This window comes from Nocardioides sp. Z24_21 (genome assembly GCF_058134345.1).
The window spans coordinates 774,534-798,583 of record NZ_JBYTTH010000001.1 but is presented as its reverse complement, the minus strand read 5'-3'; the positions used below and the strand labels follow the sequence as shown (position 1 = coordinate 798,583).

The following is a 24,050-nucleotide window of genomic DNA, read 5'->3' as shown; positions in this document are numbered from 1 at the left end:
GTCAGTGCCTTTCGGAGAGGTCGGCTGCGATCTGTTGGGCGGTCGCCCAGGTCCCCTGGGCGACCGGGACGCCGGCAGCGAGGTTGGCGGCGCGGGTGGCCCGGGCCCGGTCGCCGGGGACGAGGACCCGGTCGTGCCCCGGCGCCGGCGTGGTCTGCCGGAGCGTGGCGAGGTAGTCGGCGACCGGAGCGGTGCCGGACCCGAAGACCGCCGGGTCCATGGCGATGAAGAGGTCGCCCTTGGTGGACGGATCGGTCGGGTCGAGGGTCCCGCGCACGTCCTGGCCGAGCGCCGTGCGGGTCAGGGTCGCGACCAGCACCTCGAGCATGACGCCGAGGGCGTAGCCCTTCGGGCCCCCGAACGGACTGATCGCCCCGTCGACCGCGGCGGCGGCGTCCGTGGTCGGCACGCCGTCGGCGTCGACAGCGTCCCCGGGCGCCAGCGGCAGGCCGCGGGCGGCGTGGTCGAGGACCTTGCCGCGCGACACCTGGCCGGTCGCCATGTCGAGGACGAGCGGGTCCTCGCCCGGCACCGGCACGGCGACGGCCAGCGGGTTGGTGCCGACCAGTGCCTGGGTCCCGCCCCACGGGTGGACCAGGGCCTCGCTGGTGGTCAGCGCGATGCCGACAACTCCTGCCGCGGCCATCGCCTCGACGTAGGGCGCAAGCATGCCCAGGTGGTTGGCGTTGCGGACGGCGGCGACCGCCACCCCGCTCTCGGCGACCCTGCCGAGCAGCTCCTCGGTGGCGCGCCGGGCGATCGGGGGACCGAGCCCGCCGTCACCGTCGACGACGAGGACCGACTCCGTGACCCAGGTGCTCGTGGGCCGGGCGTCCGCCCGTGCGGCACCGCTGCGCAGCCGTTGGGCGAGCATGTCGAGGCGGCGGAGGCCGTGGGAGGCGTGGCCGCGGAGGTCGCCCTCCAGCAGCAGCTCCGCCTGCTCGCGCGCCGCCGCCTCCGGCACCCCGAGGGCGGTGAGGACGCGCGTGGACACGTCGCGGTGCTCGCTGACGGGCACCCGGAGCAGGTCGGTCACGGCAGGTCGACCGCCGCGTAGGTGACCTCGAGGTACTCGAGGATGCCCTCGTGCGACCCCTCCTTGCCGATCCCGGACTGCTTCACGCCGCCGAAGGGGGCCGACGGGTCCGAGATCAGGCCGCGGTTGATGCCGAGCATCCCGGTCTCCAGGCCCTCGGTGAAGCGGAGCGCGCGCTGGAGGTCCCGGGTGAAGACGTAGCCGACCAGGCCGTGCTCGGTGTCGTTGGCCTTCGCCATCACCTCGTCGTCGGAGGTGAAGGAGATGATCGGCGCCACCGGGCCGAAGATCTCCTCCTCCAGCAGCCGGGCGTCCTCGGGGACGTCGACCAGGACCGTCGGCGGGTAGAAGTACCCCGGGCCGTCCGGGCGCTCGCCGCCCACCAGGACCTTGGCGCCGCGCTCGACGGCGTCGGTGACGAGGCCGTCGATCTTGGTGACCGAGGCCTCGTCGATCAGCGCCCCGACGTCCGTGCCGTCCTCGAGCCCGTGGCCCATCGACAGCGCGCCCATCCGCTCGGTGAAGCGCGCCGTGAACTCCTCGCGCACCGGCTCCTCGACGTAGATGCGGTTGGCCGCGATGCACGACTCGCCGATGTTGCGCATCTTGGCCACCATCGCGCCGTCCACCGCCACGTCGAGATCGGCGTCGGCGCACACGATCAGGGCCGCGTTGCCGCCGAGCTCCATGGAGGTCCGCAGCACGTTGTCGGCCGCCTGACGCAGCAGCAGGCGGCCGACCTCGGTCGAGCCGGTGAACGAGACCTTGCGGGTCCGCCGATCGGCGAGGAGCGCCGAGACGACCTCGCCGGAACGCTCGGTCGTCACCACGTTGACGACGCCCGGAGGGACGCCGACCTCCTCCATGATGCGGGCGAGGAGCAGCATCGTGAGGGGCGTCTGCCCGGCAGGCTTGGTGATCGTCGTGCAGCCAGCGGCCAACGCCGGAGCGATCTTGCGCGCCCCCATGGCCAGGGGGAAGTTCCAGGGTGTCACGAAGACACACGGGCCGACCGGCTTCGGCACGGTGAGGATGCGGTAGCCCCCGGCGGGAGCGGTGCTGTAGCGGCCCTCCACGCGCACCGCCTCCTCGGCGAACCAGCGGAAGAACTCCGCGCCGTAGGCCACCTCGCCACGGGCCTCGGCGAGCGGCTTGCCCATCTCGAGCGTGATGAGCCGGGCGATCTCCTCGGTCCGGTCGGTCAGGGCCTGGTAGGTCGCGGTCAGCAGCTCCGAGCGCTTGCGCGGCGGTGTCGCTGCCCAGGCCGCCATCGCCTCCGTCGCGGCATCGAGGGCGGCGAGGCCGTCCTCGGGGCCTGCGTCCGGGACCTCGGCGATGATCGCGCCCGTGGCCGGGTCCTCGACGTCGAACGTCGCCCCGTCGGCGGCGTCGCGCCAGGTGTCGCCGATCCGGAGCCGCCGGTGCTCGGCGGCCAGGACGTTCATGGGGTCACTCATTGCCGTCTCCTGTGAGGTGCTGGTGGTGTGCGTGGGTGCCCGGGTGGTGTCACCCGGGGCAGGGCAGGACTGGGGATGCGGGTCACACGACCTTGCCGGGGTTGAGGAGGCCGAGCGGGTCGAACGCTTCCTTGACCCGCCGCTGCAGGCGCAGCCCGACGCTGCCGATCTCCTGCTCGAGCCACGGCCTCTTCAAGGTCCCGACGCCGTGCTCGCCGGTGATGGTCCCCCCGAGCTCGAGCGCGAGCTGCATGATCGCGCCGAACGCGGCCTCGGCCCGGGCTGCGGACGCGGCATCGCCGCGGTCGAAGACCACGTGGGGGTGCATGTTGACGTCACCGATGTGTCCGGGGCACAGGATCCGGACGTCGTGCTCGGCGGCGATCCCGGCGATGCCGTCGAGCAGGTCGACGAGCCTGGCCCGCGGCACGGCGACGTCGTCGACGAAGCTCGCCCCGACGTGCTCGACCGCGGGGTTGATCATCCGGCGCGCGGCGAGCAGCATCTCCGACTCCTCCGCGTCGCTCGCGACGGCGACGTCGGTGGCGCCGAGCCGCTCGCACAGCTCGCCCATGGCCGTGACGTCGTCGGCGGCCAGCGGCCCGCGGTCGGACTGCAGCAGCAGCATGGCCTGCGCCGACTCCGACAGGCCCATGTCCCGGTAGGCCTGGATGGCGGCGATGGAGGGGCCGTCGAGGAACTCGAGCAGGGAGGGCCGGATGCCCGACGACATGATCTGCATGGCGGCCTCGAGCGCAGGTGGCACCGCGTCGAAGAGCGCGACCATCGTCAGCGCGTCCTCGGGAGCCGGTCGCAGCGACACGGTGGCCTGGGTGATCACGCCGAGCGTCCCCTCCGAGCCCACCAGCAGCTTGGTCAGCTCGTAGCCGGCCACACCCTTCACCGTGCGCCGGCCCGTGCGGATGACCTCACCGTCGGCGAGCACGACCTCGAGGCCGCGCACGAAGTCGCCGGTGACGCCGTACTTCACGCAGCACAGGCCGCCGGCGTTCGTGGCGATGTTGCCGCCGATCGTCGACTCCTCCCACGACGACGGGTCGGGCGGGTAGTAGAGCCCGGCGTCGAGGGCAGCACGCGACAGGACCGCGTTGACGACACCGGGCTCGACGACGGCGACCTGGTCGAGCGGGTCGATCTCGACGATCGCGTCCATCCGGGCCAGCGAGAGCAACAGGCAGCCGTCCACGGCGTTCGCGCCACCGGAGAGGCCGGTGCGCGCTCCCTGCGGGACGACGGGCACGCGGTGTCGGGTCGCCCACCGCATGACGACCTGCACCTGCTCGGTCGTCCGTGGCCGCACCAGGGCCAGCGGCGTCCCGGCCGGGCACAGGTCCGCGCGGTCGCGGCGATGGTTCTCGACGGTCACCGGTTCGACGACCACCACGTCGGCGGGCAGCGCCGCCATCAGCTCGTCGAGCGCCGCGCCGCTCATCGGGCGTCGTCCCACGGAAGGGCGAGGAGGTACTCGTCTCGCAGCCGCTGATAGATCCGGCCGTTCTCGCGCAGGCCCTCGACCTTCTCCTCGTCGAGCTCGCCGCGCACCTTGGCCGGGACACCCGCGAGGAGGGACCGCGGAGGTGTCTCCCGGCCCTCGAGCACGACTGCTCCCGCGGCGAGGAGCGACTCGGAGCCGACCCGCGCCCCGTTGAGCACCCGCGAGCCCATGCCGACCACGACGTCCTCGCCGATCGAGCATCCGTGCAGCACGACGCCGTGGCCGACCGAGGTGTTGCGGCCCACGGAGAGGTGCAACCCGTCGTCGGTGTGGAGGACGGAGTTGTCCTGGATGTTGGCGTCCGGTCCGACCTCGATCGTGCCCTCCTCCGCGCGGAGGACGGAGCCGAACCAGATGCTGGCTCCGGCGCGCACCGTCACGCGGCCCACGAGCACCGCGGTGGGCGCGACCCAGGCGCCCGGCTCGACCACGGGCGCCACGCCGCGCAGCGTCACCAGCAGCGGACCGCCCCTCATGCGCGGGTCCCGGTGACGGCGGGGGCGGTGGGGTGCTCGAGGAGGTCGGGGGCCAGCTCGGCCAGCAGCCGCAGGACGAGCTCGGCCCGGCGGACCCGCTCCCGGCCCAGGTCCACCGCCACGCGGGCGAGGTGTGCCCCGACGGGGTAGATGTGGGGGGCGTTGCGCACCCCCAGCTTGAGGTAGACCGGCGCGGCCACCCGCACGACCTCGGCCACCTCGTACATCCGGACGCTGCCGCCCTGGTCGTCGGGGACCTCGAGGTACATGTCGATGGGTGCGGTCGTCGCCGCCCGGATCTCGGCGAGCTGCGCGATGGTGAGGTCGGTGGACACGTTGAGGCTCGTGGCGCCCGCCCGCTCGTAGAGCGCCGCCGTGGGTCCGTTGCCCAGCGGCATCAGCACCGAGGTCTTGAGGACCAGGTCGGACGGGAGGTCGCCGGCGGCCTTCATCCGGCCGAGCAGCTCGAGGACGCCGAGGTCACCGACGAGCAGGCTGCGCACGCCCAGGTCGCAGGCGCGGACGGCGTCGGCCAGCGAGGCGCCGACCGCCGCGTTGCCGCGGGCGGCGCCACCGACGGCGGCCGAGACCTTGGCCTGCGCGCCGGTGTCCCAGGCGCCGCGCGGACCGAGGAAGAGGCAGACCTCGACGTCGTGGTCGCGGGCGAGCTCCACCATCGCGGTGATCTCGTCGTCGGTGAGCATCATGATGCCGCTGCCCTGGGAGATGCGGTCGATGGGGACCCCGCGGGTGGTGGCCTCCTCCAGCACCGCCGCCATCACGGCCGGCCCTTCACAGCTCGGGATCTCGATGCGGTACCGGCGCCCGTCGGGGAACCGGCCCGCCGACTCCGGCTCGCCGGTCACCACCGGGTGCCCGAGGCCGGCCACCAGCGTCCTGATCTGGTCCAAGGTCATGCGTTGCTCCCTGAGGGGTCGTCGAGCTCGATCGTGGCGGCGCCGGTCGTCGTGATGTCGCCGTCGCCGTTGCGTGTCCAGAGCGCGAGCTCGACCGTGGAGCCCTCCCGCCGAGTCACTTCGCCGCCGCAGGCCACCGCCTGGTCGCGGAAGTCCATCCCGCGGTAGGAGACCTCGAACGAGGTGACCCGGCCCCGGCCTGCGAACCAGTCGTCGACGAGCTGTCCGAGCCATGCCGCCTTCAGCAGCCCGTGGACGGACAGCTCGGGGTGGCCGCGCTCGTGCGCGAAGGGCAGGTCGTAGTGCATCTCGTAGAAGTCACCGCTGGACCCGGCGTACTGGACGAGGGTGCGCAGCGAGGCGGTGTGGGCGCGTTCGAAGCGCTCGGGCGTGGCGTCGGTCATCGGCGGATCCTCGTCCCGATGTGGCGGACGGCGACCGTGTCGTCCGGGCGGACGAACTCGGTCTCGAAGGTGAGCACGGCCAACGTCCCGCTGCGGCCGTGCTTCTCGCTCACGGCCGTGAAGGTCAGGCGAGAGCGCAGCTCGTCCCCGAGGGTGAGCCGCGGCCCGGCGTACTCGAAGCGGTCACCGCCGTTGATCCAGCCGAGCCCGTAGGCCTCGGCCGCCGGCATCGGCGGGGGCTCGGACAGGAAGCAGGCGCAGATCGTCAACGGGACGTCGGTGCCTTGTGGGTCCAGGCCGAGGGTGCGGCGGTAGTCGGCGAGGTGTCGTCGTTCGATCACGTCGACGCGCTGGGGGCCCTGCCAGCCCACGGCCTCGCGGAGCCGGGTCAGCGCGGGACTGTCCGTGCCCGCCTCCGCGGGCCTGCCGGCCGCCATCACGCGCCCTGCCCGGGAGCGTCGTCCGGCGTGTCCGGAGCGTCCTGAGCGGACGACTCCAGCTGCGCGCGGACCTCTGCGAACCAGGCCTCCGACTGGGGCGAGTTCCCGCCGAGGAGCTCCTCGGCATCGAGGAGGAAGGTGCGCTGGCCGTGGTCGCGGAGCACCTCGAGCAACCCGTCGCGGTCCCCGGCCACCGCGAGGTCGAGCAGGGGTCGGTGTCGGACGGCATCCTCCGCGATGGACTCCAGGCCGGCCCGCGCGCGCCGGTTCATCGCCATGCAGAGCTGCATCTGCAACGACAGGGACCGGTAGGTCTCCTCGATCCGACTGTGGCCCGCCAGCCCCACGAGGGCGAGGTGGAACGCGAACGCGTGCCTGGTGTGCTCCTCCTGGTCGACGCCGGTGGTGGCCTCGAGGTCGGCGTAGGCGGCGCGCAGCCGGTCCAGACGGCTCTGCTCCACCACGGGGACGCCGAGCTGGACGGCGAGCGTCTCGAGCTCGGCGCGCAGGGTGTAGATCTCGTAGATGTCGTGGGCCGTGAGCGGCCTGACGATCGCACCGCGCCGGGGCGCCTGCACGATCAGACCCTCCTGCTCGAGCACGGCCATCGCCTCCCGCAGGGGCGAGCGACTGACGCCCAGCTGGGCGGTCAGGGTGTTCTCCGGGAGTCGGTCGCCGGGCAGCAGCTCACCGCTGAGGATCATGGAGCGGAGCGCCTCGGCGGCGAGCACGGACATCGTGGGTGGCGCGGCGATGCGCCGTTCGGCGCCCGCAGGTTCCTGGTGTGGACTCATGACTCACCCTCTCGCACGATCCGGTCGGCACGGCGGTTCGACCGTGTGCCGCAGCCCGGCCGCGACGGTCGCGGCAGTGCGGCACTTCACATGAATTCCCTTGTGATGCTTGCCACAGCGGCTGATGTTCTGTAGACAGTATTCCGTCGCGGGTCGACAAGGCAAGGCCTCTCGCGGGCCGGTCGGACACCCGGACGCCAGGATTCCGCCGCTTCCAGAAGAGATCGGACAGCCGATGACCACCCCCGCATCACCACCCACCACGAAGGGATCCGGGCCGCTCGACGGCATCGTTGTCCTCGAGGTGGGGGCATTCATGGCTGCCCCGTTCGCCACGATGCACCTCGCCGACCTCGGTGCCCGGGTGCTGAAGGTGGAGAACCCGGCCACGGGCGGCGACCCGGTGCGTGCCACCGGCCCCTTCGTCGCCGGTGAGAGCTCCCCGTTCGCCCGGCTCAACCGCAACAAGGAGTCGGTCGGCCTCGACCTGAAGCATCCCGACGGGCTGGCGGCGTTCCGCCGGCTGGTCGAGGGCGCGGACGTCCTGGTGGAGAACCTGCGGCCGGGCACGATGCAGCGGCTCGGTCTCGGCTACGACGAGCTGCGACAGCTCAACCCGCGCCTCATCTATGCCTCCGCCTCGGGCTGGGGGCAGGACGGACCCCTGGCCATGCTGCCGGGGCTCGACATCATGGCGCAGGCCCGCGGCGGGCTGATGAGCATCACCGGGACCGCCGACGGTGACCCGGTGAAGATCGGGGTCCCGATCTGCGACCTCGTCTGCGCGATGTACGTCTCGATGGCCGTGCTCGCCGCCCTCCGGCAGCGCGACATCGACGGCGAGGGCCAGCACCTCGACGTCTCGCTCCTCGAGGCCGGGGTCTCGTTCGCGATCTGGGAGGCGGGCAAGTACTTCGCGACCGGCGAGGTCGGTGCCCCGCTGGGGTCCGCCCACCAGAGCACCGCCCCCTACCAGGCCGTACGCACGTCCGACGGCCACGTCACGGTCGGCGCGGTCACTCCCAAGACCTGGGAGGCCTTCTGCCGCGCACTCGACCTCGGCGCGCTGCTCGAGGACGAGCGCTACGCGAGCGCGTCCGACCGGCACGCGCACCGACCCACCCTCATCCCGTCCATCGAGGCCGTCACCGCCACCCTCACCACCGACGAGGTCATCGAGCGGCTCGACGCGGCCGGTGTGCCCTGCGCGCCGATCGCGAACTACGAGCAGGTCTTCAACGACGACCACCTCAACCAGCGTGGCTACTTCTGGGACGCCGAGCACCCGGTCATGGGATCGGTCCGGCAGCTCGGGTCACCGATGCGGATGTCTCGGACACCGGCACGGCGCGGCAACGCCGGGCCCCTCCTCGGCCAGGACACCCGCGCCGCGCTCGAGGAGGTGGGGGGGTTCTCCGACGCCGAGGTCACCGCACTGGCCGAGGCGGGCGTGGTCGTCGACCCGACGCGCACCGGCCCCCCGCCGCGCCGCCCGGCGGGCTCGCCGCAGCCGCCGACCGACTGATGCCCCACACGCACCGACCTTCCCGCACCAACGCCCAGACCCACACGAGGAGAACGACCCGATGACAGAGCTTGCCCCCGGCACCGAAGGCGTCCTGGTGCGCACCGTCGAGATGCAGCACACCACCCGGCGCGGCCGCTTCGACATCTTCTCCACCCCCAACCTGGTGCTCCTCCTCGAGGAGGCCGCGATCGAGGCGCTCGCGCCCTACCTGCGCGACGACCAGGCCAGCGTCGGCACCAAGGTCGAGGTCGCACACACCGCGGCCACGCTGCTCGGGCAGAAGGTGACGGCGACAGCCACTGTCACCGAGGTCGACCGCCGTCGCGTCGTCTTCTCGATCAAGGTCGTCGACGACCTCGAGGAGATCGGCACGGGGACGCACGAGCGCTTCATCGTCGACGTGCCCGGTTTCGAGGACCGGCTCGCGCAGAAGTCCACCCGACTCGGCTAAACAACACCCCACCCTCTCAGCGTCACCCATTGAAGGAGCTCCACGTGAAGCCCACCATCCGTACGACCTTTGCGGCCGCCGCCGTGCTCAGCCTGCTCACCGCCTGTGGCGGAAGTGGCGGCAGTGACGCCGAGGGGGAGTTCACCCTCGACGGCGACGTCACCATGCTCATCCCGTTCGCCGCCGGCGGCGGCAGCGACCTTGCCGGCCGTGCCACGGCCGCCGCCATGGAGGCGGCCAACGACGACCTCAACATCAACGTCGAGAACCGCGACGGAGGCTCGGGCGCCGTCGGGTACGCCCAGCTCCAGGGTCAGTCCGGCAACGAGCAGTACCTCCTCGCCTCGGAGACCGCGTTGCTCGCGCTGCCGCTGAGCGGCGTCGTCAAGTGGACCTACGAGGACTTCACGCCGATCATGAAGATCGCCGACGACTTCACCCTGATGGTGACCCGTGCGGACGCTCCCTACGAGACCTGCGCGGATGTCGTCGACGCGGCCAAGAGCGACCGGATCGTGGCCGGGATCAGCGGGGCCACCGGCCTCGACAACGTGGTGTTCACCCTGACCGAGCAGCAGACCGACGTCGAGTTCGACCGGGTCTCGTTCGAGTCCGGCGGAGAGCTCACCGCCGCGCTGCTGGGCAAGCAGATCGACATCGCCTCCCTCAACCCGGGCGAGGTGATCGGGCAGCTCGAGTCCGGCGACATCAAGGCCCTGTGCGCCTACGCCGACGAGCGCTACGAGTACGACGAGCTGAAGGACATCCCGACCGCGAGCGAGCAGGGCATCGACGTGTCGTTCGCGCAGTTCCGCGGCGTGCTCGCCCCGGGGGACATCAGTGACGCGGCCAAGGACTACTGGGTCGAGCAGATGGAGGCGGCCATCGAGACCGACGAGTACACCACCTACATCGAGGACAACTTCCTCCAGGCCAACGCCGCCGGTGGCGACGAGTTCTCCACCTACCTCGAGGAGAACAGCTCCCAGCTGGCAGAGGTCATGGGCGAGTGAGCGCTCCAGCACGCCGGATCGCGGTCGAGGAGGCCGTCGCGTACGGCTTCCTCACCGCGATCGGCGGCTACGCCACGTTGACCGCGTTCGACTACCCCGCCTTCACCGAGGGCAACCGGATCGGACCGGGCCTCCTGCCGGCCGTCTTCGGCGGTCTCATCACGCTGATCTCGGCCGGGCTGCTCGTCTCGACGTTGACCGGACACCGGACTCGGCACGACCACGGCCTGGCCGAGGTCGCCCAGTCGGTGGCTCCGGACAGCCTTCCCGCGTCCGGGCCGGCAGCCGACACCGGGTCCGACGTCGAGAGTGCCGACAGTGGCGTCGACATCTTCGGTCGGACGGCGGCGCAACGGATGCGACAGCTGCAGATCGTGACCGTGGCGTTGGTGGTCGCACTCCTGCTCGTCCCCGTGGTCGGCCTCCTGGGCGCCCTGGGGCTGTTCAGCCTCTTCGCCTCGATCGTGGTCGAGCGCCGTCCCTGGCTCTCGTCGGTCATCATCTCGGCGGTGTCCGTGCTGGTGATCTACCTCGTGTTCTCGGTCGTCCTCAACGTTCCCCTCCCAGCCGGCGCTATCGGGATAGGTGGTTAGCAGATGCTCGACAACCTCATGCTGGGCTTCCAGACGGCGCTGACCCCCGAGAACCTGCTCTGGTGCTTCGTCGGGGTCTTCATGGGCACCGTGATCGGCGTCCTCCCCGGACTGGGATCCACCACCGGCGTCGCCGTGCTGCTGCCCCTGACTCTCGCCTTCGAGCCGGTCACGGCGGTGATCATGCTCGCCGGCATCTACTACGGCTCGCAGTACGGCGGCACCATCACGTCCGTCCTCATCTCCACACCGGGCGAGGCGGCGAGCGTGGTGACCACGCTCGACGGCTACCAGATGGCGAAACAGGGACGCGCCGGAGCAGCGCTGGCCATCGCGGCCATCGGCTCGTTCGTCGCGGCGATCATCTCGCTCGTGCTGCTCATCCTGCTGGCTCCGCCGTTCGCCCAGTGGGCGTTGAAGTTCGGCCCGCCGGAGATGATGGCCGTGATGGTCCTCGGCCTCGCGACGATCATCAGCTTCGCCGGCGACAACCGCCTGCTCGGCCTGCTCATGGCGCTCGTCGGACTCCTCATCGCCTGCGTCGGCGTCGACACCGGCAGCGGCACCGCCCGCTACACGTTCGACTCCATCTACCTGCTCTCGGGCATCCCGTTCGTGGAGGTGATGATCGGTCTCTTCGCGGTCGGCGAGGTGTTGAACCAGATCCATGAAGGAGCCGCGCGGCCCATCCGGGCGGGCTTCAGGGAGCTGATGATCACGAAGGCCGACCTGCTGCGGTCCCGTGGCGCCATCCTCCGCGGCAGCTTCCTCGGCTTCGCGTTCGGCGTCCTGCCGGGTGCCGGCTCGACGCTCGCCTCGTTCATGGCCTACGGCATCGAGAAGAACGTGTCGAAGAACAAGGCCGAGTTCGGCAAGGGCGCGATCGAGGGCGTCGCCGCCCCCGAGGCCGCCAACAACGCCGCGGCGAACGCCAACTTCGTGCCGACGCTGACCCTCGGCATCCCCGGCGGTGCCACGACTGCCGTGCTGCTCGGTGCGTTCCTGATGAACGGCATCCGGCCCGGGCCGCTGCTCTTCGACGAGCAGCCCGAGCTGGTGTGGGGCCTGATCGCCTCGTTCTTCATCGGCAACGTGATCCTGCTGCTGCTCAACCTGCCCCTGGCGCCGGTCTTCGCGCAGATCCTGCGCGTGCCCTACGGGTACATGTACCCGCTGATCCTGCTCACCAGCTTCATCGGCGCGTACTCCGTCACCAACAGCATGTTCAGCGTCTGGGTCGTGCTGATCTTCGGGATCGTCGGCTACTTCATGAAGCGGCTGGACCTGCCGATGGCGCCGCTGGTGCTCGGCCTGGTGCTCGGCCCGCTGTTCGAGAAGGCGCTGGTGCAGACCTCCGCCATGGGTGACGGCAGCCTCGCCATCATCTTCGAGCGGCCGATCGTCATGGTCGTCCTCGGCCTGGCACTGCTCCAGGTGGTCGCGCCGGCCATCTTCTCCCGTCTGCTCCGTGGCCGCCGCGCGGCGGCCACCGAATCCGTCCAGTGACCCCGGAGGTACCCCCCGACATGAACGACGCCCCGCAGCTGCTCGTCGAGCAGGACGGCCCCGTCCTCACCGTCACGTTCAACCGCCCGCGCCAGCGCAACGCGATGACGTGGGAGATGTACGAAGGACTGTTCGACGCGTGCGAGCGCGCCGACGCCGACGCCGAGATCAGGGTCATGGTGCTGCGCAGCAGCAGCGACAAGGCCTTCATCGCCGGCACCGACATCAGCCAGTTCGCCGACTTCACCGAGGGTGAGCAGGGCGTCGCCTACGAGGAGAAGATCGCTCGCATCACCAACCGGCTGGAGGACGTGGACGTCCCGACCGTGGCGGCCATCCAGGGCTTCTGCGTCGGTGGTGGCCTCGGCCTGGCGAGCGTCTGCGACCTCCGGATCGCCACCCCCTCGGCGCGGTTCGGGCTGCCCATCGCCCGGACGCTCGGCAACTGCCTGTCGATGAACAACTACTCGATCCTGATCCAGCAGGTGGGTCCGTCGGTGGCCCTCGACCTGTTGCTGCGGGCGCGGCTGCTCACGGGCGAGGAGGCGCACGCCTCGGGATTCGTGGCCGAGCTGTGCGGCGAGGACGAGCTGTCCTCTGCGACCGACGGCGTGGTGCAGACCCTGCTCGGTCACGCCCCGATCTCGATGTGGGCGGCCAAGGAGGCGGTCCGCCGGTTCCGCCGGATGACCATCCCGGAGGGCGACGACATCGTCGCGCGCGCCTTCGCCAGCGAGGACTTCCACCGTGCCGTCGCGGCCTTCGCCGCCAAGGAGCAGGTCGAGTGGCAGGGCCGATGACGACCGAGGTCGCCGGCCCGCTGGCCGGCACCGTGGTGCTCGACCTGTCCCGGGCGCTCGCCGGTCCACATGCGGCGATGATGCTCGCCGACATGGGGGCCCGGGTGATCAAGGTGGAGACGGCGACCGGTGACGACTCCCGAGGCTGGGGGCCGCCGTTCGTCGGGCCGGAGGACGACCCGGTGTCGACCTACTACCTCTCGGCCAACCGCAACAAGGAGTCCGTCCGCCTCGACCTCAAGACCCCGACCGACAGCGCGACGCTGGCGGCGTTGGTGGCCAAGGCCGACGTGCTCATCGAGAACTTCCGTCCCGGCGTGCTCGACCGGCTCGGGTTCCCGGTCACCCGCCTGGCCGAGATCAACCCACGACTCGTCGTGCTGTCCATCAGCGGGTTCGGGCACGACGGTCCGGAGGGTGGCCGCGCGGGCTACGACCAGATCGCCCAGGGTGAGGGCGGGCTCATGTCCCTCACCGGGCCGGACCCGCAGCACCCCACCAAGGTCGGCGTACCCATCGCGGACCTGCTGGCCGGGATGAACGGCGCGTTCGGTGTCGCGACCGCCCTCGCCGCGCGGGAGCGGACCGGACGCGGCACCGTGGTCCGGACCTCGCTGCTGGCGGCCATCGTGAGCGTCCATGCCTTCCAGGGGACCCGGTGGACCGTGGCGGGTGAGGTGCCGCAGGCCAGTGGCAACCACCACCCGGCGATCGCGCCGTACGGGTCGTTCCGGGCGGCCGACGGCATGATCCAGGCCGCTGTCGGCAACGACCAGCAGTGGCGCGTGTTCGCGGGCTGCCTCGGCCTGGACCCGGACGACCCGCGCTTCACCACCTCGCGGCTCCGCGTCGACCACCGCCCGGAGCTGATCGAGGCGATCGAGGAACGGCTCGCCACAGCGCCGGCGGACACCTGGCTGGCCCGCCTCGACGAGGCGGGCGTCCCGGCGGGCCGGATCCGCACGATCGACCAGGTCTACGAATGGGACCAGACGATCAGCCAGGGCCTGGTGGTCGAGGTGGACCACCCCACGCTCGGACCCGTCCGGCTGCCCGGGCCCCCGCTCCGCTTCGAGAGCCCCGAGGGGGAGCCGGCGGGCCGGACCAGCCACAGCCCGCCCCCGCTGCTCGGCGAGCACGACGACGCGATCCGCGCCTGGGCCGCCGAGAGCTCCTCGGTCGGCCAGTGACGGACGGACCTCTCCCATGCACCTGATCCGCTACGCCGAGCGCGCCACGTGGCGCGAGCGCGTCGGCGTCCTCGTCGACGACGACGTGCTGCCGCTGCCCGACGTCTCGGGCTTCGCCGAGCTGCTCCGGCGCCCGGTGGCCGAGATCCAGAGCCTGGTCACCCGACCGCCGGCCGGCGAGGCCTGCTCGCGTGACGACGTCCTGCTGCTCCCGCCGGTCGACGGCCGCATGGAGGTGTGGGCCGCGGGGGTGACCTACGAGCGATCGATGGATGCCCGGATCGAGGAGACCACCGCGTCCCAGGACGTCTACGCGCGGGTCTACGACGCCGAGCGGCCGGAGCTGTTCTTCAAGGCCCCCGGCTGGCGCACGGTCACCGACGGTGAGCCGATCGGCGTCCGGCCCGACGCCGCTCTCACCGTGCCCGAGCCCGAGCTCGCGATGCTCGTCACGGCCGGCGGCGAGATCCTGGGCTACACGATCTGTGACGACGTCTCGTCGCGCGACATCGAGGGCGACAACCCGCTCTACCTGCCGCAGGCGAAGATGTATGACGGCTCGTGCGCGATCGGGGCGCTCGTCCGGCCGGCCTGGGAGGTGCCCGATGCCCACGCGCTGGGGATCCGCCTCGTCGTCCGGCGAGACGGCCGCACCCTGCTGGACGAACGCACGAGCACCGCGCGCATGCACCGTCGGCTCGACGACCTCGTCCTCCACCTGGGCCGGGCCCTCGCGCTCCCGGACGGGGCGGTGCTCGCGACCGGCACCGGCATCGTCCCGGACCTCGACTTCACGCTCCGTCCCGGGGACCTCGTCGAGATCACGATCGACGAGATCGGCACCCTCAGCAACCCGACGGCCCCGTCCTCCACGATCCAGTGGCTCTCGTCGGCCGCCGACGACCCCTCACGCAGGGAGGCGCTGAGCCGCACCGGACGTGGTGGCGACGACGCTTCTCGGATGCACTGAACGCTTGACGACACGCGACGCACGATGACCGAGGAGACCAGCATGACCATGGCCCCGCCTTTCGGCACGACCGGCGCTGCCTCGGCGCAGGCGCCCCTGGCCCCGGGGGAGGACGCCGCGCAGGCAGCCGTGCTGCGCTCGATCTCGCAGCGCGTGCTGTGGCTCTCCGCCGCCATCGTCGACGCGGCCAACCGCGGCCGGCCCAACAGCAGCGGCGTGAAGGTCGGCGGGCACCAGTCATCCTCGGCGTCCATCGTCGACATCATGGTCGCACTGTGGTTCCACACCCTCGGCCCCACCGACCGGGTCTCGGTGAAGCCCCACGCCTCCCCGGTCCTGCACGCCATCAACTACCTGCTCGGCGACCTCGACCCGGCCTACCTGACGACCCTGCGGTCGAAGGGCGGCCTGCAGAGCTACCCGAGCCGGCTCAAGGACCCCGACACCGTCGACTTCTCGACCGGATCGGTCGGCATCGGTGCCACCGCCGCGTTGTGGGCGGCCGTGTCCCATCGCTACGCGCGCTCACACTTCCCGGACACGCCCGAGGCAGGCCGCTTCGTCAGCCTCCTCGGGGACGCGGAGCTCGATGAGGGCGCCATCTGGGAGGCCGTCGCCGACCCCCAGGTCGCCTCGCTCGGAGAGCTGCTGTGGGTCGTCGACCTCAACCGCCAGTCGCTCGACCGGATCGTGCCCGACATCCAGATCGAGCGGTTGCACGGCATGTTCGCCGCCGCCGGGTGGCAGGTCGTCACCCTGAAGTGGGGTCGGTTCATCTCCGAGCTCTTCGAGCGTCCCGGGGGACAGGAGCTGCGACAGCGACTCGAGGCGATGCCGAACGAGGAGTACCAGCGGATGCTGCGCGTCCCGGACACCGGCGTCGCCGAGCGCATCCTCGCCGCGCAGGAGTCGCCGGCACTGCGCGACCTCGTCGAGAGCCTGAGCCCCGAGGACCTCGCTCACGCCGTCCGAGATCTCGGCGGGCACGACCTGTCGCTGCTCGTCGACACGTTCGACGGTGCCGACGACCACCGCCCCACGGTGGTCTTCGCCTACACGATCAAGGGCCGCGGGCTGGCGACCGAGGGCCACCCCAACAACCACTCCGCCCTGCTGACCGAGCCGCAGATGCGGCAGCTCGCCGAGGCCTGCGGCACCGACCTCGCCGACCCCTGGGCGACCTTCCCCAGCACCTCCGACGCCGGCCGCCTGTGCGCCCGGCGTGCCGACGAGCTGCGCCGCCCCGCGCTGGCCAGCACCCCCGCGATCGCTGTGCCGACCTCGCTGGGGCACCCGCACCGCAAGCCGGTCTCCACCCAGGCGGCGCTGGGACGCCTGCTCGCCGACCTCGTCCGCGACGCCCCCGACGTCGCCGCCCGGATGGTGACCTGCAGCCCGGACGTCGCCTCGTCCACCAACCTGGGCGGGTGGATCAACAAGACCGGCGTGTGGTCCGTGCGGGAGCGCCATGACTGGTTCGCCGACGACCGCGAGCGCGTGCTGCGGTGGTCCGAGAGCGAGGCCGGACAGCACATCGAGCTCGGCATCGCGGAAGTGAACCTCGTCGGACTCCTCGGCGAGCTGGGCACCACGTGGTCGCGCTGGGGCGAGCGACTCATCCCGATCGCCACGATCTACGACCCCTTCGTCAGCCGCGCGCTCGAGCCGTGGTCCTACGGGATCTATGCCGGCGGGCAGTCCATCCTCGTCGGCACTCCCTCGGGAGTCACGCTCGCGCCGGAGGGCGGGGCGCACCAGTCCATCACCACGCCTTCCATCGGCCTGGAGCAGCCCGGCTGCATCGCCTGGGAGCCGGCGTTCGCCTCCGACCTGGAGTGGACGTTCCTCCACGCCGCCAGCCGGGTCGGCATCCCCGGCGGGACCTCGTCCTACTTCCGCCTCTCCACCAGGCCGCTCGACCCGGCGCTCGCCCGGCTGCCCGAGGAGCCGTCGCTCCTCGAGCGCCGCCGACGCCAGGCCATCGCGGGCGGCTACCGCCTCAGCGCCCACCCCGCCGGTCGCGACGACGTCACCCTGGTGGGCGTGGGTGCGATGATGCCCGAGGTCATCGCGGCAGCCGAGGTGCTGGCCGACAGTGGGGTCACCGCCGGCCTCGTGTGCCTGACCAGTCCGGACCTGGTCTTCAGGTCCTTCCAGCAGCACGGTGTCCGCGAGGCGGGCGACGGCGACATCGTCGGGGAGATCTTCCCGGCGCACGCCCCGGCACCGCTGGTCACGGTCCAAGACGGCCACCCCCACACCCTGTCGTTCCTCGCCGGGGTGCGTGGCGACCGCATCCGTTGCCTGGGTGTGACGGACTTCGGCCAGTCGAGCAGCCTGGCCGAGGCGTACGCCCTGCACCAGATCGACACGTCCGACATCGTGGACGCGGCCCTCGGCATCGTCGGCAGGTAGGGCCGACGCGGCGTCGCCTCCGCAGCTCGCCGCCCCCGCCGTGGTCGGCGTCAGCGCGTGACGTCCCGGTCGACCTCGCCGTCGACGTAGCACCACCGGCCGGCCCGGCGCTCGAACCGGCTCACCTCGTGCACCTGCCCGCCCTCGTAGGTCGCGACGAACTCGACGGTGTCGCCCTCGGCGGCCACGACCCGCAGGCCGGTCCACCGCGTGCCGGGGTCGGGACGGACGTCGTCGGGGCGGGTGCGCGGGTGCCAGGTGCGGAAGAGGTGGTCGGCGTCGCCGGTGGCGAAGGCGGTGTAGCGCGAGCGCATGAGCTGCTCCGGCGTCGCCGCCTGGGCGACGTTGGCGAGCAGCGGGCCGCAGCAGGCGTCGTAGGTCGCTCCGGACCCGCAGGGGCAGGGGGTGGACAGCACGCCGCGAGGATATCGACATCATTTGACTTGCGGTGTAATCATGTAATGCATGAAGAACGATGAGAGCCGTCGCGGTCGCCGCGGCGGGTGGCAGGTCGCGGACCTGCCGGACGCCTCCGACGCGTCCGAGTGGTTCCACGGGCGGCTGCCCGAGGCATGGTTCAGCGCGGTCGACGTCACCGTCGACCGCGAGGAGATCCTCGTCGTCGGCACCCTGTCCGGTGCCGACGACCTCAGCGGTGCCGAGGCGGAGGGCCGCATCGGCCGCTTCCGCGCCGAGACGAAGGAAGAGCGCATCGAGATCGCGCGCGAGGCCCAGGCCCGCTACCAGCGCAAGGTGTCGTGGGGGGTGCGGATCGGCGACACCGAGGCGCTCTTCACCCACGTCGCCGCGCCGGTGATGACCCGGCTGCGCCAGCCGGAGCGGCGCGTGCTCGACACGCTCGTCGACGCCGGCGTCGCCCGGTCCCGCTCCGACGCGCTCGCGTGGTCGGTGCGGCTCGTCGGCGAGCACGCCGAGGAGTGGCTCGAGCAGCTGCGCGACGCGATGGCCGAGGTCGACAAGCTGCGCGGCGAGGGACCGGTGCTCTGAGCGGCCGCTAGGGTCGCGTGCCATGACGATCGAGCGGCCCGACCCGCCCTTCAGCGCCGACGAGACCACGATGCTGCGGTCCTTCCTCGACCACTTCCGCGCCACGGTCCGGCTGCAGGCCAGCGGGCTCACCGACGCGCAGCTCGACCAGGCGCTGGCGCCGAGCGACCTGACCCTGGGTGGGATGCTCAAGCACCTGGCCTACGTCGAGGACTGGTGGCTCTCCTACCACCTCGCGGCCAACGAGCCGGCTCCGCCGTGGGACACCGCCCCGTGGGGCGACGACCCCGACTGGGACTGGCACAGCGCGGCCGGCCAGACCCACGCCGAGCTCGACGGACTGCTCGCCGCGGCCATCCGGCGCTCCGACGCCTGTCTCGACGCCGCGCTCACGGCTGACCCCGACCCGGGCCGCCCCGTCGCCCGCCGGCGCCCGCCCGAGAAGGGCGAGACCGTCACGATCCGCTGGGTCCTCGTGCACATGGTCGAGGAGTACGCCCGCCACGCCGGCCACGCCGACCTCATCCGCCAGTCGATCGACGGCGCGACCGACGTATGAGCGTGCCCACCGGCGTCCGCGAGGCCACCGACGCAGACTGGGCCGCGATCTGGCCGATCTGGCGTGAGGTCGTCGAGGCCGGCGAGACCTATGCCTACCCGCTCGGCGCCACCTCCGAGCAGGCGCGGGGCTGGTGGTTCGACGGCAGCCGGGTGACCGTCCTCGAGGAGGGCGATCGCGTGCTCGGATCCGCCAAGATGGGCCCGAACCGCCCGGGGCGCGGCGCGCACGTCGGCACCGCGTCCTTCATGGTGGACGCGGCGGCCCGCGGCCGCGGTATCGGGCGGCGGCTCGCCGACGACATGGTGGCCTGGCACCGCGGGCAGGGCTTCGCCGGCATCCAGTTCAACGCGGTCGTCGAGACCAACGTGGCCGCCGTCCGCCTGTGGCAGCAGCTCGGCTTCGAGGTCGTGGGCACGGTGCCGCGTGCCTTCGACAGTGCCCGCCACGGCAGGGTCGGCCTCCACGTGATGTACCTCGACCTGGCCCGGCCCCACGTGTCATCGCGTCCCTGAGACGCCGCGGACCTCGGCGTCGGGGGAGACCCGCACCGGGGTGCCGTCGACGTCGACCGAGTTGCCGGTGACCTCGATCGCGCGTCCGGCCTCGACGTCGATGCCGTTCGCAGGGCCGGTGACCCGGTTGCCGGCGATCAGCACGTCGGTGGCGACGCCGGCGCCCCGGCCGTCGGTGCCCTCGTCCTCGGTCACCACGATCGCCCAGAAGTCGGCGTCGCCCCCGGCGACGGAGTTGTCGCGCACGACCGTCCCGGGTGCGTTGCGCAGCTCGATGCCCACCGCGGAGCCGCGGCTGCCGACGATGTCATTGTCCTCGACGAGGGTGTCCGGGGTGCCGAGGATGACGAGCACCCCCTGGAGGTTGCCCACCAGCCTGTTGTCGTGGACCCAGTTGCCCTCACCGCTCGCGTCGTGCCGGTGCTTCTCGCCTCCGGAGTTGCCCAGTGCCACCGCGGCGGCGGGGACGTCGGTGACCGTGTTGTCGCGGATCTCGTTGAGGTACTCGCCCTCGCCGTGCAGGTCGATCGCGTCCAGCACACCCCCGTCGATGGTGTTGCCCGCGATCAGGTTGTTGTGCGTGGGGAACTGCAGCAGGATGCCGTGCCGCAGGTGCGTGCCGTCCAGGTGGTTGTCCACCACCACGTTGTGCCGTGAGTCGTCGCCGGCGTCGGGGTCGCGCTGGTCGGCCATGCCCTCCACGGCGATGCCGTAGCCCGACCCGCCCGGGCCGACGCTGGTGGCGTCGGCGACCCGGCAGCCGGTCACCGTCACCTCGCGGGTGCCCTTGAGGGTGATGCCGTGGCGCTGGAACAGCTCCACGGAGACGTCCTCGACCAGGATCCGTCGGCTGCCGTCGCCGATCTGCACGCCATACATGGGCCCACCTCCCGGGCCCTCGTCGTCGGGGTCGGTGCCGAGCGCCCCGGTGTGCTCGGAGCTGATGGTGAGACCCGCGACGGCGGCGTCGTGCACGCCCATCGCACGGACGACGGCGCTGTCGTCCTCGCCGTCGAGCGAGGTGCGCAGCACGGTGGCGCCCTGCCCGGCCCCGCGCAGCCGCACGCCGTCGGGGAGCAGCAGGTTGGCCTCCGCGTCGTCGGGGTCGGTCGACCGCAGGTCGTAGACCCCGGCGGGGAGGACGACCTCGTCGCCCGCCCCTGCGGTGGCCAGCGCCTCCCGGATGGCCGGGGCGTCGTCACCGGTGCCCGGCTCCGGGTCGGCGTCCAGCTCCGTGACGTCGTACGACGATCCGGTCGGCGGGTCCGGCACCGGGACGTCGACGGGCGTCCCGTCGGTGGCGACCAGCCCGGCCCGCGGACCCGTCGGGGAGCCGGTGGTCGCCTCGGGCGTCGGGCGCGTGGGTGCGGGAGCGTCCCCGGTGCAGGCGCTCAGGGTGAGCACGAGCAGCCCCAGGACGATCCCGCACCGGCGACGCATCGGCACAGCCGGCCCAGCTCGTTCCCGCTCGTCGCCGGCCTCTGCGACTACCTCCTCCTGGCCTTCTTGACCCGGATCACGAGCGTCCGGGTGGCTCGCTGCGAGACCTCGGACCCGAGGTAGACGAGCTTGACCTTGCGCTTGCCCGCCTTGAGCCGCGAGATCCTGACCTTCGCGATTCCGCGTCGGTCGAGGGTGGCGCGCCCGATCACGCCCCCGCCCTGCCGGACGCGGACCTTGCCTGCGGCGGGCTGTCCGCCCGAGACGACGGCGAACTTGATGCGCGCCCGGGTCTTCGTCGTCACCCGCTTCGGGCGCACGGTCGGCTTCTTGATCCGCGACGGCGCCTTGGTGCTCGAGGGGGTGGTGGCCAGGTCGCGGAGATCCACCGTCCGTCGCAGCGGGAGATCCTCGGACGAGCCGCCGACGAAGATCGTGAAGTCGCCGTCCGGCGTCCTCCACTCGCCGTCCGCCCACAGCTTGAGGTCGTCGGGATCGTCGGGCACGTAGTAGGAGAACGGGTGGTTGGACGCCCTGGCGTCCAGGACCACCGTGACGCGGTTGCTCTCACCGGGGGCGAGGCTGACCTTCTGGAACTCCACGAGGCGGTTGAAGTTCTCGTGGGCGTCACGTGGCAGCCTCAGGTAGACCTGCGAGGCCTCCTTGCCGGCGACGCTGCCGGTGTTGGTCACGGTGTAGCTGACCCTCAGACCGGTCGTACGCCGGTCCTGGCGGATCTTGGCCACGTCGAGGTTGCTGTAGCCGAAGGTCGTGTAGGACAGCCCGTAGCCGAAGGGGAACAGCGGCTGGGTGCCGGTCGCCTGGTACCACCGGTAGCCCATCTTGAGCCCTTCGGTGTAGCGGACCACCCGCTGCGGCGCCCCGGGGATCGGGTCGCGACCGATGCCGCCGTCGACTCCCGTGTCCTCCTGGTAGCCCGGGTACTGCTCCTTGGTCTGGTAGGCCGCCTCGCGGTCGGTACGCCCGAAGGTCACCGGGAGCTTGCCGGAGAAGTTGGTGACCCCGAAGAGCGCGTCGGCCACGACGTTGCCGTCCTCCTGGCCCGGGTACCACGCCTCCACCAGGGTGTCGACCTTGTTGATCCAGGGCATGTTCACCTGCCCCTGGGTCTTCAGCACCATCACCGTGTCGGGGACCGCGTCGAGCATGCGGGGGATCAGCTCCTGCTGGTCGGTGCCCTGCACCGTGGGCAGGTCCAGGTCGGGGATCTCGTTGCCGGCACCCGAGACGTTGCCGCCCGGGTTCTCGTCCTGGTAGTTGCTGTTCTTGTCCCACGTCTCGCGGGCGACGTCGCCGACCATCAGGATGGTCACGTCGGACCTCTGGGCCAGGGCGATGGCGTTGCCGATGTTGGTGGCGTTGTTGTAGGTGACCGTGGCGTCTCCGGCTCCGAGGCTGCGCAACGTGTTCTGCAGGCCCTCCTGGGGCGTGACCTCGTACGGCGCGTTGACGGAGATGTTGCGCGTCCGGTCACCGCTGCGCGGCGGCAGGGTCGCCTCGCCGGCGAACCACTTGGGGCCGATCAGCGCCACCGAGTCGATCGCCCTGGCGTCGAGCGGCAGCTGCTTGCGCTCGTTGCGCAGGAGCACCAGGCTCTCCGCGGCAGCGTCCTTGGCGACCTGCGCGTGCGGACCACCCTTGGCCAGCTCGTCCTGGAGCTGGTCCCAGCCGAAGGACGTGGCCGGGTCGTCGAAGTCGCCGAACTGGAACATCTTGATGTAACGGTCTCGGAGCATGTCGTCGATGTCGGCCTCGGTGACCTGGCCGGCGGCGATCGCTGCCTTCACCAGGTCGGGCGCGTACCACTCGGGTGCCTCGTCGACCTCGACGTCGGTGCCGGCGAGGATCGAGGGCACCGTGCTCTGCTGGGCGCGCCGGTCGGAGAACACGTAGCCGTCGAAGCCCCAGTCGTCACGCAGGGTCTGGCGCAGCAGGGGCGCGCTCTCGCAGTTGTAGCTGAAGTTGACGTAGCCGTAGGCGCACATCACGGAAGCGACCTTGGCGTCCTTGACGGCCATCTCGAACGGCAGCAGGTAGAGCTCGTGCATCGCCCGTGAGGGGACCCGGATCGCCGCGGTCCACCGCTCGAACTGGAACTCGGAGTCGTTGGCGACGAAGTGCTTGGCGGTCGCCTGGCTCACCCCGCGCGCCTGGATGCCGCTGATGATCTTCGACGCGAGCACGCCGGTCAGGTAGGGGTCCTCGCTGAAGAACTCGTTGTTGCGCCCGCCGTAGGGCGTGCGGATCAGGTTGAGCACCGGTCCCCACAGCACCTGGTGGGCCCAGGCCCGCAGCTCCAGGTCGAGCACCTGGCCCCAACGGTCTCCGAGGGGTCGGCTGAACGTCGCCGCCGACGAGATCTGGGCGGGCAGTGCCGTCGCGGTCGGCTCCGGGAGGCAGTCGCCCCCGCGGATGCCGGTGCCGCCGTTGGCCATCCGGAAGTCGGGGATCGCCAGCTCCGGGATGCCCTCGATGTGGCGGCCGATCTGGGTGAAGTCGCACCCCTTGCCGTTGCCCGGGACGCCGTCGTCGAGGTCGTCGTTGTAGAAGGGCTGGTTGAAGATCTGCTGGAGCTTCTGGTCGAGCGTCATCGCGTCCAGCAGCAGCTCGGTGCGCTGCGTCGGTGAGAGCGCGGTGTTCATCCAGGGGAGGTCCGCCTGTCCCGCAGCCGACCGTTGGATGCCGAGGGTGGCCCCCGTGGTCACGACCACGAGGGCGAGCGCGGAAAGCGCGCTGATGAGTGTCTTCTTCATGAGCTACGTCCCCGATCGTTGGCGTGACGTGGATCACTCAGCATGCGCCCGCCCCGGAGGGACAACAAGGACGCCCCCGCAGCGTCCGGCACGGTCCGGAGGAGACCGTCCGTGACCTCAGGAAGACAGTGGGAAACTGGGCATCACGGGCGCAGGAGTACGCAGGCCGAGGCTGCCTCAACCACTCGCGGGGGGATCCTGTCGAGGTGGGTCGCCCCGGCGCTCACGGGTCCGGCCAGCGTACGTGT

Annotated in this window: 23 protein-coding genes; 12 read left to right on the top strand and 11 right to left on the bottom strand. The window is 71.6% G+C overall.

Translation table 11 applies throughout. From position 1 onward, the window contains the following. Position 1 precedes the first annotated feature (1 nt). From AC3X7Z_RS03910 to AC3X7Z_RS03875, 8 genes are all read right to left on the bottom strand, one after another. Positions 2-1,036 (bottom strand): Ldh family oxidoreductase, encoded by a 1,035-nt coding sequence (locus AC3X7Z_RS03910; protein WP_186342722.1) that lies wholly within the window; start codon positions 1,034-1,036, stop codon positions 2-4. Further along, the gene (locus AC3X7Z_RS03905) at positions 1,033-2,493 is read right to left on the bottom strand and encodes an NAD-dependent succinate-semialdehyde dehydrogenase (protein WP_489975063.1); all 1,461 of its coding nucleotides are present in this window, start codon (positions 2,491-2,493) and stop codon (positions 1,033-1,035) included. Before AC3X7Z_RS03905 ends, AC3X7Z_RS03910 begins: the two co-directional genes overlap by 4 nt. An 82-nt stretch (positions 2,494-2,575) precedes the next feature. Next, positions 2,576-3,946 carry an FAD-binding oxidoreductase gene (locus tag AC3X7Z_RS03900; RefSeq protein WP_186342724.1) on the bottom strand — a complete coding sequence of 457 codons (1,371 nt, stop codon included), beginning with the start codon at positions 3,944-3,946 and terminating at the stop codon, positions 2,576-2,578. Next, the gene (locus AC3X7Z_RS03895) at positions 3,943-4,485 is read right to left on the bottom strand and encodes a gamma carbonic anhydrase family protein (RefSeq protein ID WP_186342725.1); all 543 of its coding nucleotides are present in this window, start codon (positions 4,483-4,485) and stop codon (positions 3,943-3,945) included. The genes AC3X7Z_RS03900 and AC3X7Z_RS03895 overlap by 4 nt, the downstream gene beginning before the upstream one ends. Continuing rightward, positions 4,482-5,402 (bottom strand): hypothetical protein, encoded by a 921-nt coding sequence (locus tag AC3X7Z_RS03890; RefSeq protein ID WP_489975062.1) that lies wholly within the window; start codon positions 5,400-5,402, stop codon positions 4,482-4,484. The genes AC3X7Z_RS03895 and AC3X7Z_RS03890 overlap by 4 nt, the downstream gene beginning before the upstream one ends. After that, entirely contained in the window at positions 5,399-5,806 is a 408-nt protein-coding gene (locus tag AC3X7Z_RS03885) for a MaoC/PaaZ C-terminal domain-containing protein (protein WP_489975061.1), read from the bottom strand. Before AC3X7Z_RS03885 ends, AC3X7Z_RS03890 begins: the two co-directional genes overlap by 4 nt. Continuing rightward, positions 5,803-6,243: an FAS1-like dehydratase domain-containing protein gene (locus AC3X7Z_RS03880; RefSeq protein ID WP_186342728.1), complete on the bottom strand. Its 441-nt coding sequence runs from the start codon at positions 6,241-6,243 to the stop codon at positions 5,803-5,805. The genes AC3X7Z_RS03885 and AC3X7Z_RS03880 overlap by 4 nt, the downstream gene beginning before the upstream one ends. Continuing rightward, complete coding sequence (locus AC3X7Z_RS03875) at positions 6,243-7,040, bottom strand: GntR family transcriptional regulator (RefSeq protein ID WP_186342729.1); 798 nt, start codon at positions 7,038-7,040, stop codon at positions 6,243-6,245. Before AC3X7Z_RS03875 ends, AC3X7Z_RS03880 begins: the two co-directional genes overlap by 1 nt. Before the next feature lie 235 nt (positions 7,041-7,275). Here AC3X7Z_RS03875 and AC3X7Z_RS03870 point away from each other — a divergent pair, with 235 nt between their 5' ends. The 9 genes from AC3X7Z_RS03870 to AC3X7Z_RS03830 all read left to right on the top strand — a co-directional run bounded on the left by AC3X7Z_RS03870 (position 7,276) and on the right by AC3X7Z_RS03830 (position 17,506). Beyond that, positions 7,276-8,565 (top strand): CaiB/BaiF CoA transferase family protein, encoded by a 1,290-nt coding sequence (locus AC3X7Z_RS03870; RefSeq protein WP_489975060.1) that lies wholly within the window; start codon positions 7,276-7,278, stop codon positions 8,563-8,565. Between the two features lie 61 nt (positions 8,566-8,626). Beyond that, the gene (locus AC3X7Z_RS03865) at positions 8,627-9,019 is read left to right on the top strand and encodes a thioesterase family protein (protein ID WP_489975059.1); all 393 of its coding nucleotides are present in this window, start codon (positions 8,627-8,629) and stop codon (positions 9,017-9,019) included. A gap of 44 nt (positions 9,020-9,063) precedes the next feature. Next, complete coding sequence (locus tag AC3X7Z_RS03860) at positions 9,064-10,032, top strand: tripartite tricarboxylate transporter substrate binding protein (protein WP_489975058.1); 969 nt, start codon at positions 9,064-9,066, stop codon at positions 10,030-10,032. Beyond that, entirely contained in the window at positions 10,029-10,625 is a 597-nt protein-coding gene (locus tag AC3X7Z_RS03855; protein WP_186342732.1) for a tripartite tricarboxylate transporter TctB family protein, read from the top strand. The genes AC3X7Z_RS03860 and AC3X7Z_RS03855 overlap by 4 nt, the downstream gene beginning before the upstream one ends. A 3-nt stretch (positions 10,626-10,628) precedes the next feature. Further along, entirely contained in the window at positions 10,629-12,131 is a 1,503-nt protein-coding gene (locus AC3X7Z_RS03850) for a tripartite tricarboxylate transporter permease (protein WP_186342733.1), read from the top strand. Positions 12,132-12,151: 20 nt separating this feature from the next. Further along, on the top strand, positions 12,152-12,931 hold the full coding sequence (locus AC3X7Z_RS03845) for an enoyl-CoA hydratase (RefSeq protein ID WP_186342734.1): 780 nt from the start codon (positions 12,152-12,154) through the stop codon (positions 12,929-12,931). Then, positions 12,928-14,121, top strand: coding sequence for a CaiB/BaiF CoA transferase family protein (locus AC3X7Z_RS03840; RefSeq protein WP_489975057.1), 1,194 nt, complete (start codon positions 12,928-12,930; stop codon positions 14,119-14,121). Before AC3X7Z_RS03845 ends, AC3X7Z_RS03840 begins: the two co-directional genes overlap by 4 nt. Positions 14,122-14,137: 16 nt before the next feature. Continuing rightward, the gene (locus AC3X7Z_RS03835) at positions 14,138-15,091 is read left to right on the top strand and encodes a fumarylacetoacetate hydrolase family protein (RefSeq protein ID WP_186342736.1); all 954 of its coding nucleotides are present in this window, start codon (positions 14,138-14,140) and stop codon (positions 15,089-15,091) included. 42 nt (positions 15,092-15,133) lie between these two features. Continuing rightward, positions 15,134-17,506 (top strand): transketolase-like TK C-terminal-containing protein, encoded by a 2,373-nt coding sequence (locus AC3X7Z_RS03830; protein ID WP_241005198.1) that lies wholly within the window; start codon positions 15,134-15,136, stop codon positions 17,504-17,506. 50 nt (positions 17,507-17,556) lie between these two features. On the opposite strand, the gene AC3X7Z_RS03825 is transcribed toward AC3X7Z_RS03830, so the two are convergent. Next, positions 17,557-17,919: a YchJ family protein gene (locus AC3X7Z_RS03825; RefSeq protein ID WP_489975381.1), complete on the bottom strand. Its 363-nt coding sequence runs from the start codon at positions 17,917-17,919 to the stop codon at positions 17,557-17,559. Positions 17,920-17,971: 52 nt separating this feature from the next. Between AC3X7Z_RS03825 and AC3X7Z_RS03820 the strand changes: the two genes are divergently transcribed. The 3 genes from AC3X7Z_RS03820 to AC3X7Z_RS03810 are packed head-to-tail and all read left to right on the top strand — an operon-like array spanning position 17,972 to position 19,588. Then, complete coding sequence (locus tag AC3X7Z_RS03820) at positions 17,972-18,514, top strand: hypothetical protein (RefSeq protein ID WP_489975056.1); 543 nt, start codon at positions 17,972-17,974, stop codon at positions 18,512-18,514. Between the two features lie 22 nt (positions 18,515-18,536). Continuing rightward, positions 18,537-19,073 (top strand): DinB family protein, encoded by a 537-nt coding sequence (locus AC3X7Z_RS03815; protein WP_186342739.1) that lies wholly within the window; start codon positions 18,537-18,539, stop codon positions 19,071-19,073. Next, entirely contained in the window at positions 19,070-19,588 is a 519-nt protein-coding gene (locus tag AC3X7Z_RS03810) for a GNAT family N-acetyltransferase (protein WP_489975055.1), read from the top strand. The genes AC3X7Z_RS03815 and AC3X7Z_RS03810 overlap by 4 nt, the downstream gene beginning before the upstream one ends. On the opposite strand, the gene AC3X7Z_RS03805 is transcribed toward AC3X7Z_RS03810, so the two are convergent. Further along, positions 19,574-21,028 (bottom strand): right-handed parallel beta-helix repeat-containing protein, encoded by a 1,455-nt coding sequence (locus AC3X7Z_RS03805; RefSeq protein WP_489975054.1) that lies wholly within the window; start codon positions 21,026-21,028, stop codon positions 19,574-19,576. The two genes, AC3X7Z_RS03810 and AC3X7Z_RS03805, sit on opposite strands and share 15 nt — an antisense overlap. Positions 21,029-21,075: 47 nt before the next feature. Next, positions 21,076-23,802: a beta-glucosidase family protein gene (locus AC3X7Z_RS03800; RefSeq protein WP_489975053.1), complete on the bottom strand. Its 2,727-nt coding sequence runs from the start codon at positions 23,800-23,802 to the stop codon at positions 21,076-21,078. Positions 23,803-24,050 lie beyond the last annotated feature (248 nt).

Bases quoted from the DNA above. Each gene is read 5' to 3' on its own strand.
- AC3X7Z_RS03890 (WP_489975062.1), bottom strand. From the start codon at position 5,402: ATGACCTTGGACCAGATCAGGACGCTGGTGGCCGGCCTCGGGCACCCG.
- AC3X7Z_RS03810 (WP_489975055.1), top strand. From the start codon at position 19,070: ATGAGCGTGCCCACCGGCGTCCGCGAGGCCACCGACGCAGACTGGGCC.
- AC3X7Z_RS03840 (WP_489975057.1), top strand. From the start codon at position 12,928: ATGACGACCGAGGTCGCCGGCCCGCTGGCCGGCACCGTGGTGCTCGAC.
- AC3X7Z_RS03850 (WP_186342733.1), top strand. From the start codon at position 10,629: ATGCTCGACAACCTCATGCTGGGCTTCCAGACGGCGCTGACCCCCGAG.
- AC3X7Z_RS03815 (WP_186342739.1), top strand. From the start codon at position 18,537: ATGACGATCGAGCGGCCCGACCCGCCCTTCAGCGCCGACGAGACCACG.
- AC3X7Z_RS03805 (WP_489975054.1), bottom strand. From the start codon at position 21,028: ATGCGTCGCCGGTGCGGGATCGTCCTGGGGCTGCTCGTGCTCACCCTG.
- AC3X7Z_RS03895 (WP_186342725.1), bottom strand. From the start codon at position 4,485: ATGAGGGGCGGTCCGCTGCTGGTGACGCTGCGCGGCGTGGCGCCCGTG.
- AC3X7Z_RS03830 (WP_241005198.1), top strand. From the start codon at position 15,134: ATGACCATGGCCCCGCCTTTCGGCACGACCGGCGCTGCCTCGGCGCAG.
- AC3X7Z_RS03905 (WP_489975063.1), bottom strand. From the start codon at position 2,493: ATGAGTGACCCCATGAACGTCCTGGCCGCCGAGCACCGGCGGCTCCGG.
- AC3X7Z_RS03900 (WP_186342724.1), bottom strand. From the start codon at position 3,946: ATGAGCGGCGCGGCGCTCGACGAGCTGATGGCGGCGCTGCCCGCCGAC.
- AC3X7Z_RS03870 (WP_489975060.1), top strand. From the start codon at position 7,276: ATGACCACCCCCGCATCACCACCCACCACGAAGGGATCCGGGCCGCTC.
- AC3X7Z_RS03800 (WP_489975053.1), bottom strand. From the start codon at position 23,802: ATGAAGAAGACACTCATCAGCGCGCTTTCCGCGCTCGCCCTCGTGGTC.
- AC3X7Z_RS03885 (WP_489975061.1), bottom strand. From the start codon at position 5,806: ATGACCGACGCCACGCCCGAGCGCTTCGAACGCGCCCACACCGCCTCG.
- AC3X7Z_RS03875 (WP_186342729.1), bottom strand. From the start codon at position 7,040: ATGAGTCCACACCAGGAACCTGCGGGCGCCGAACGGCGCATCGCCGCG.
- AC3X7Z_RS03865 (WP_489975059.1), top strand. From the start codon at position 8,627: ATGACAGAGCTTGCCCCCGGCACCGAAGGCGTCCTGGTGCGCACCGTC.
- AC3X7Z_RS03820 (WP_489975056.1), top strand. From the start codon at position 17,972: ATGAAGAACGATGAGAGCCGTCGCGGTCGCCGCGGCGGGTGGCAGGTC.
- AC3X7Z_RS03835 (WP_186342736.1), top strand. From the start codon at position 14,138: ATGCACCTGATCCGCTACGCCGAGCGCGCCACGTGGCGCGAGCGCGTC.
- AC3X7Z_RS03880 (WP_186342728.1), bottom strand. From the start codon at position 6,243: ATGGCGGCCGGCAGGCCCGCGGAGGCGGGCACGGACAGTCCCGCGCTG.
- AC3X7Z_RS03845 (WP_186342734.1), top strand. From the start codon at position 12,152: ATGAACGACGCCCCGCAGCTGCTCGTCGAGCAGGACGGCCCCGTCCTC.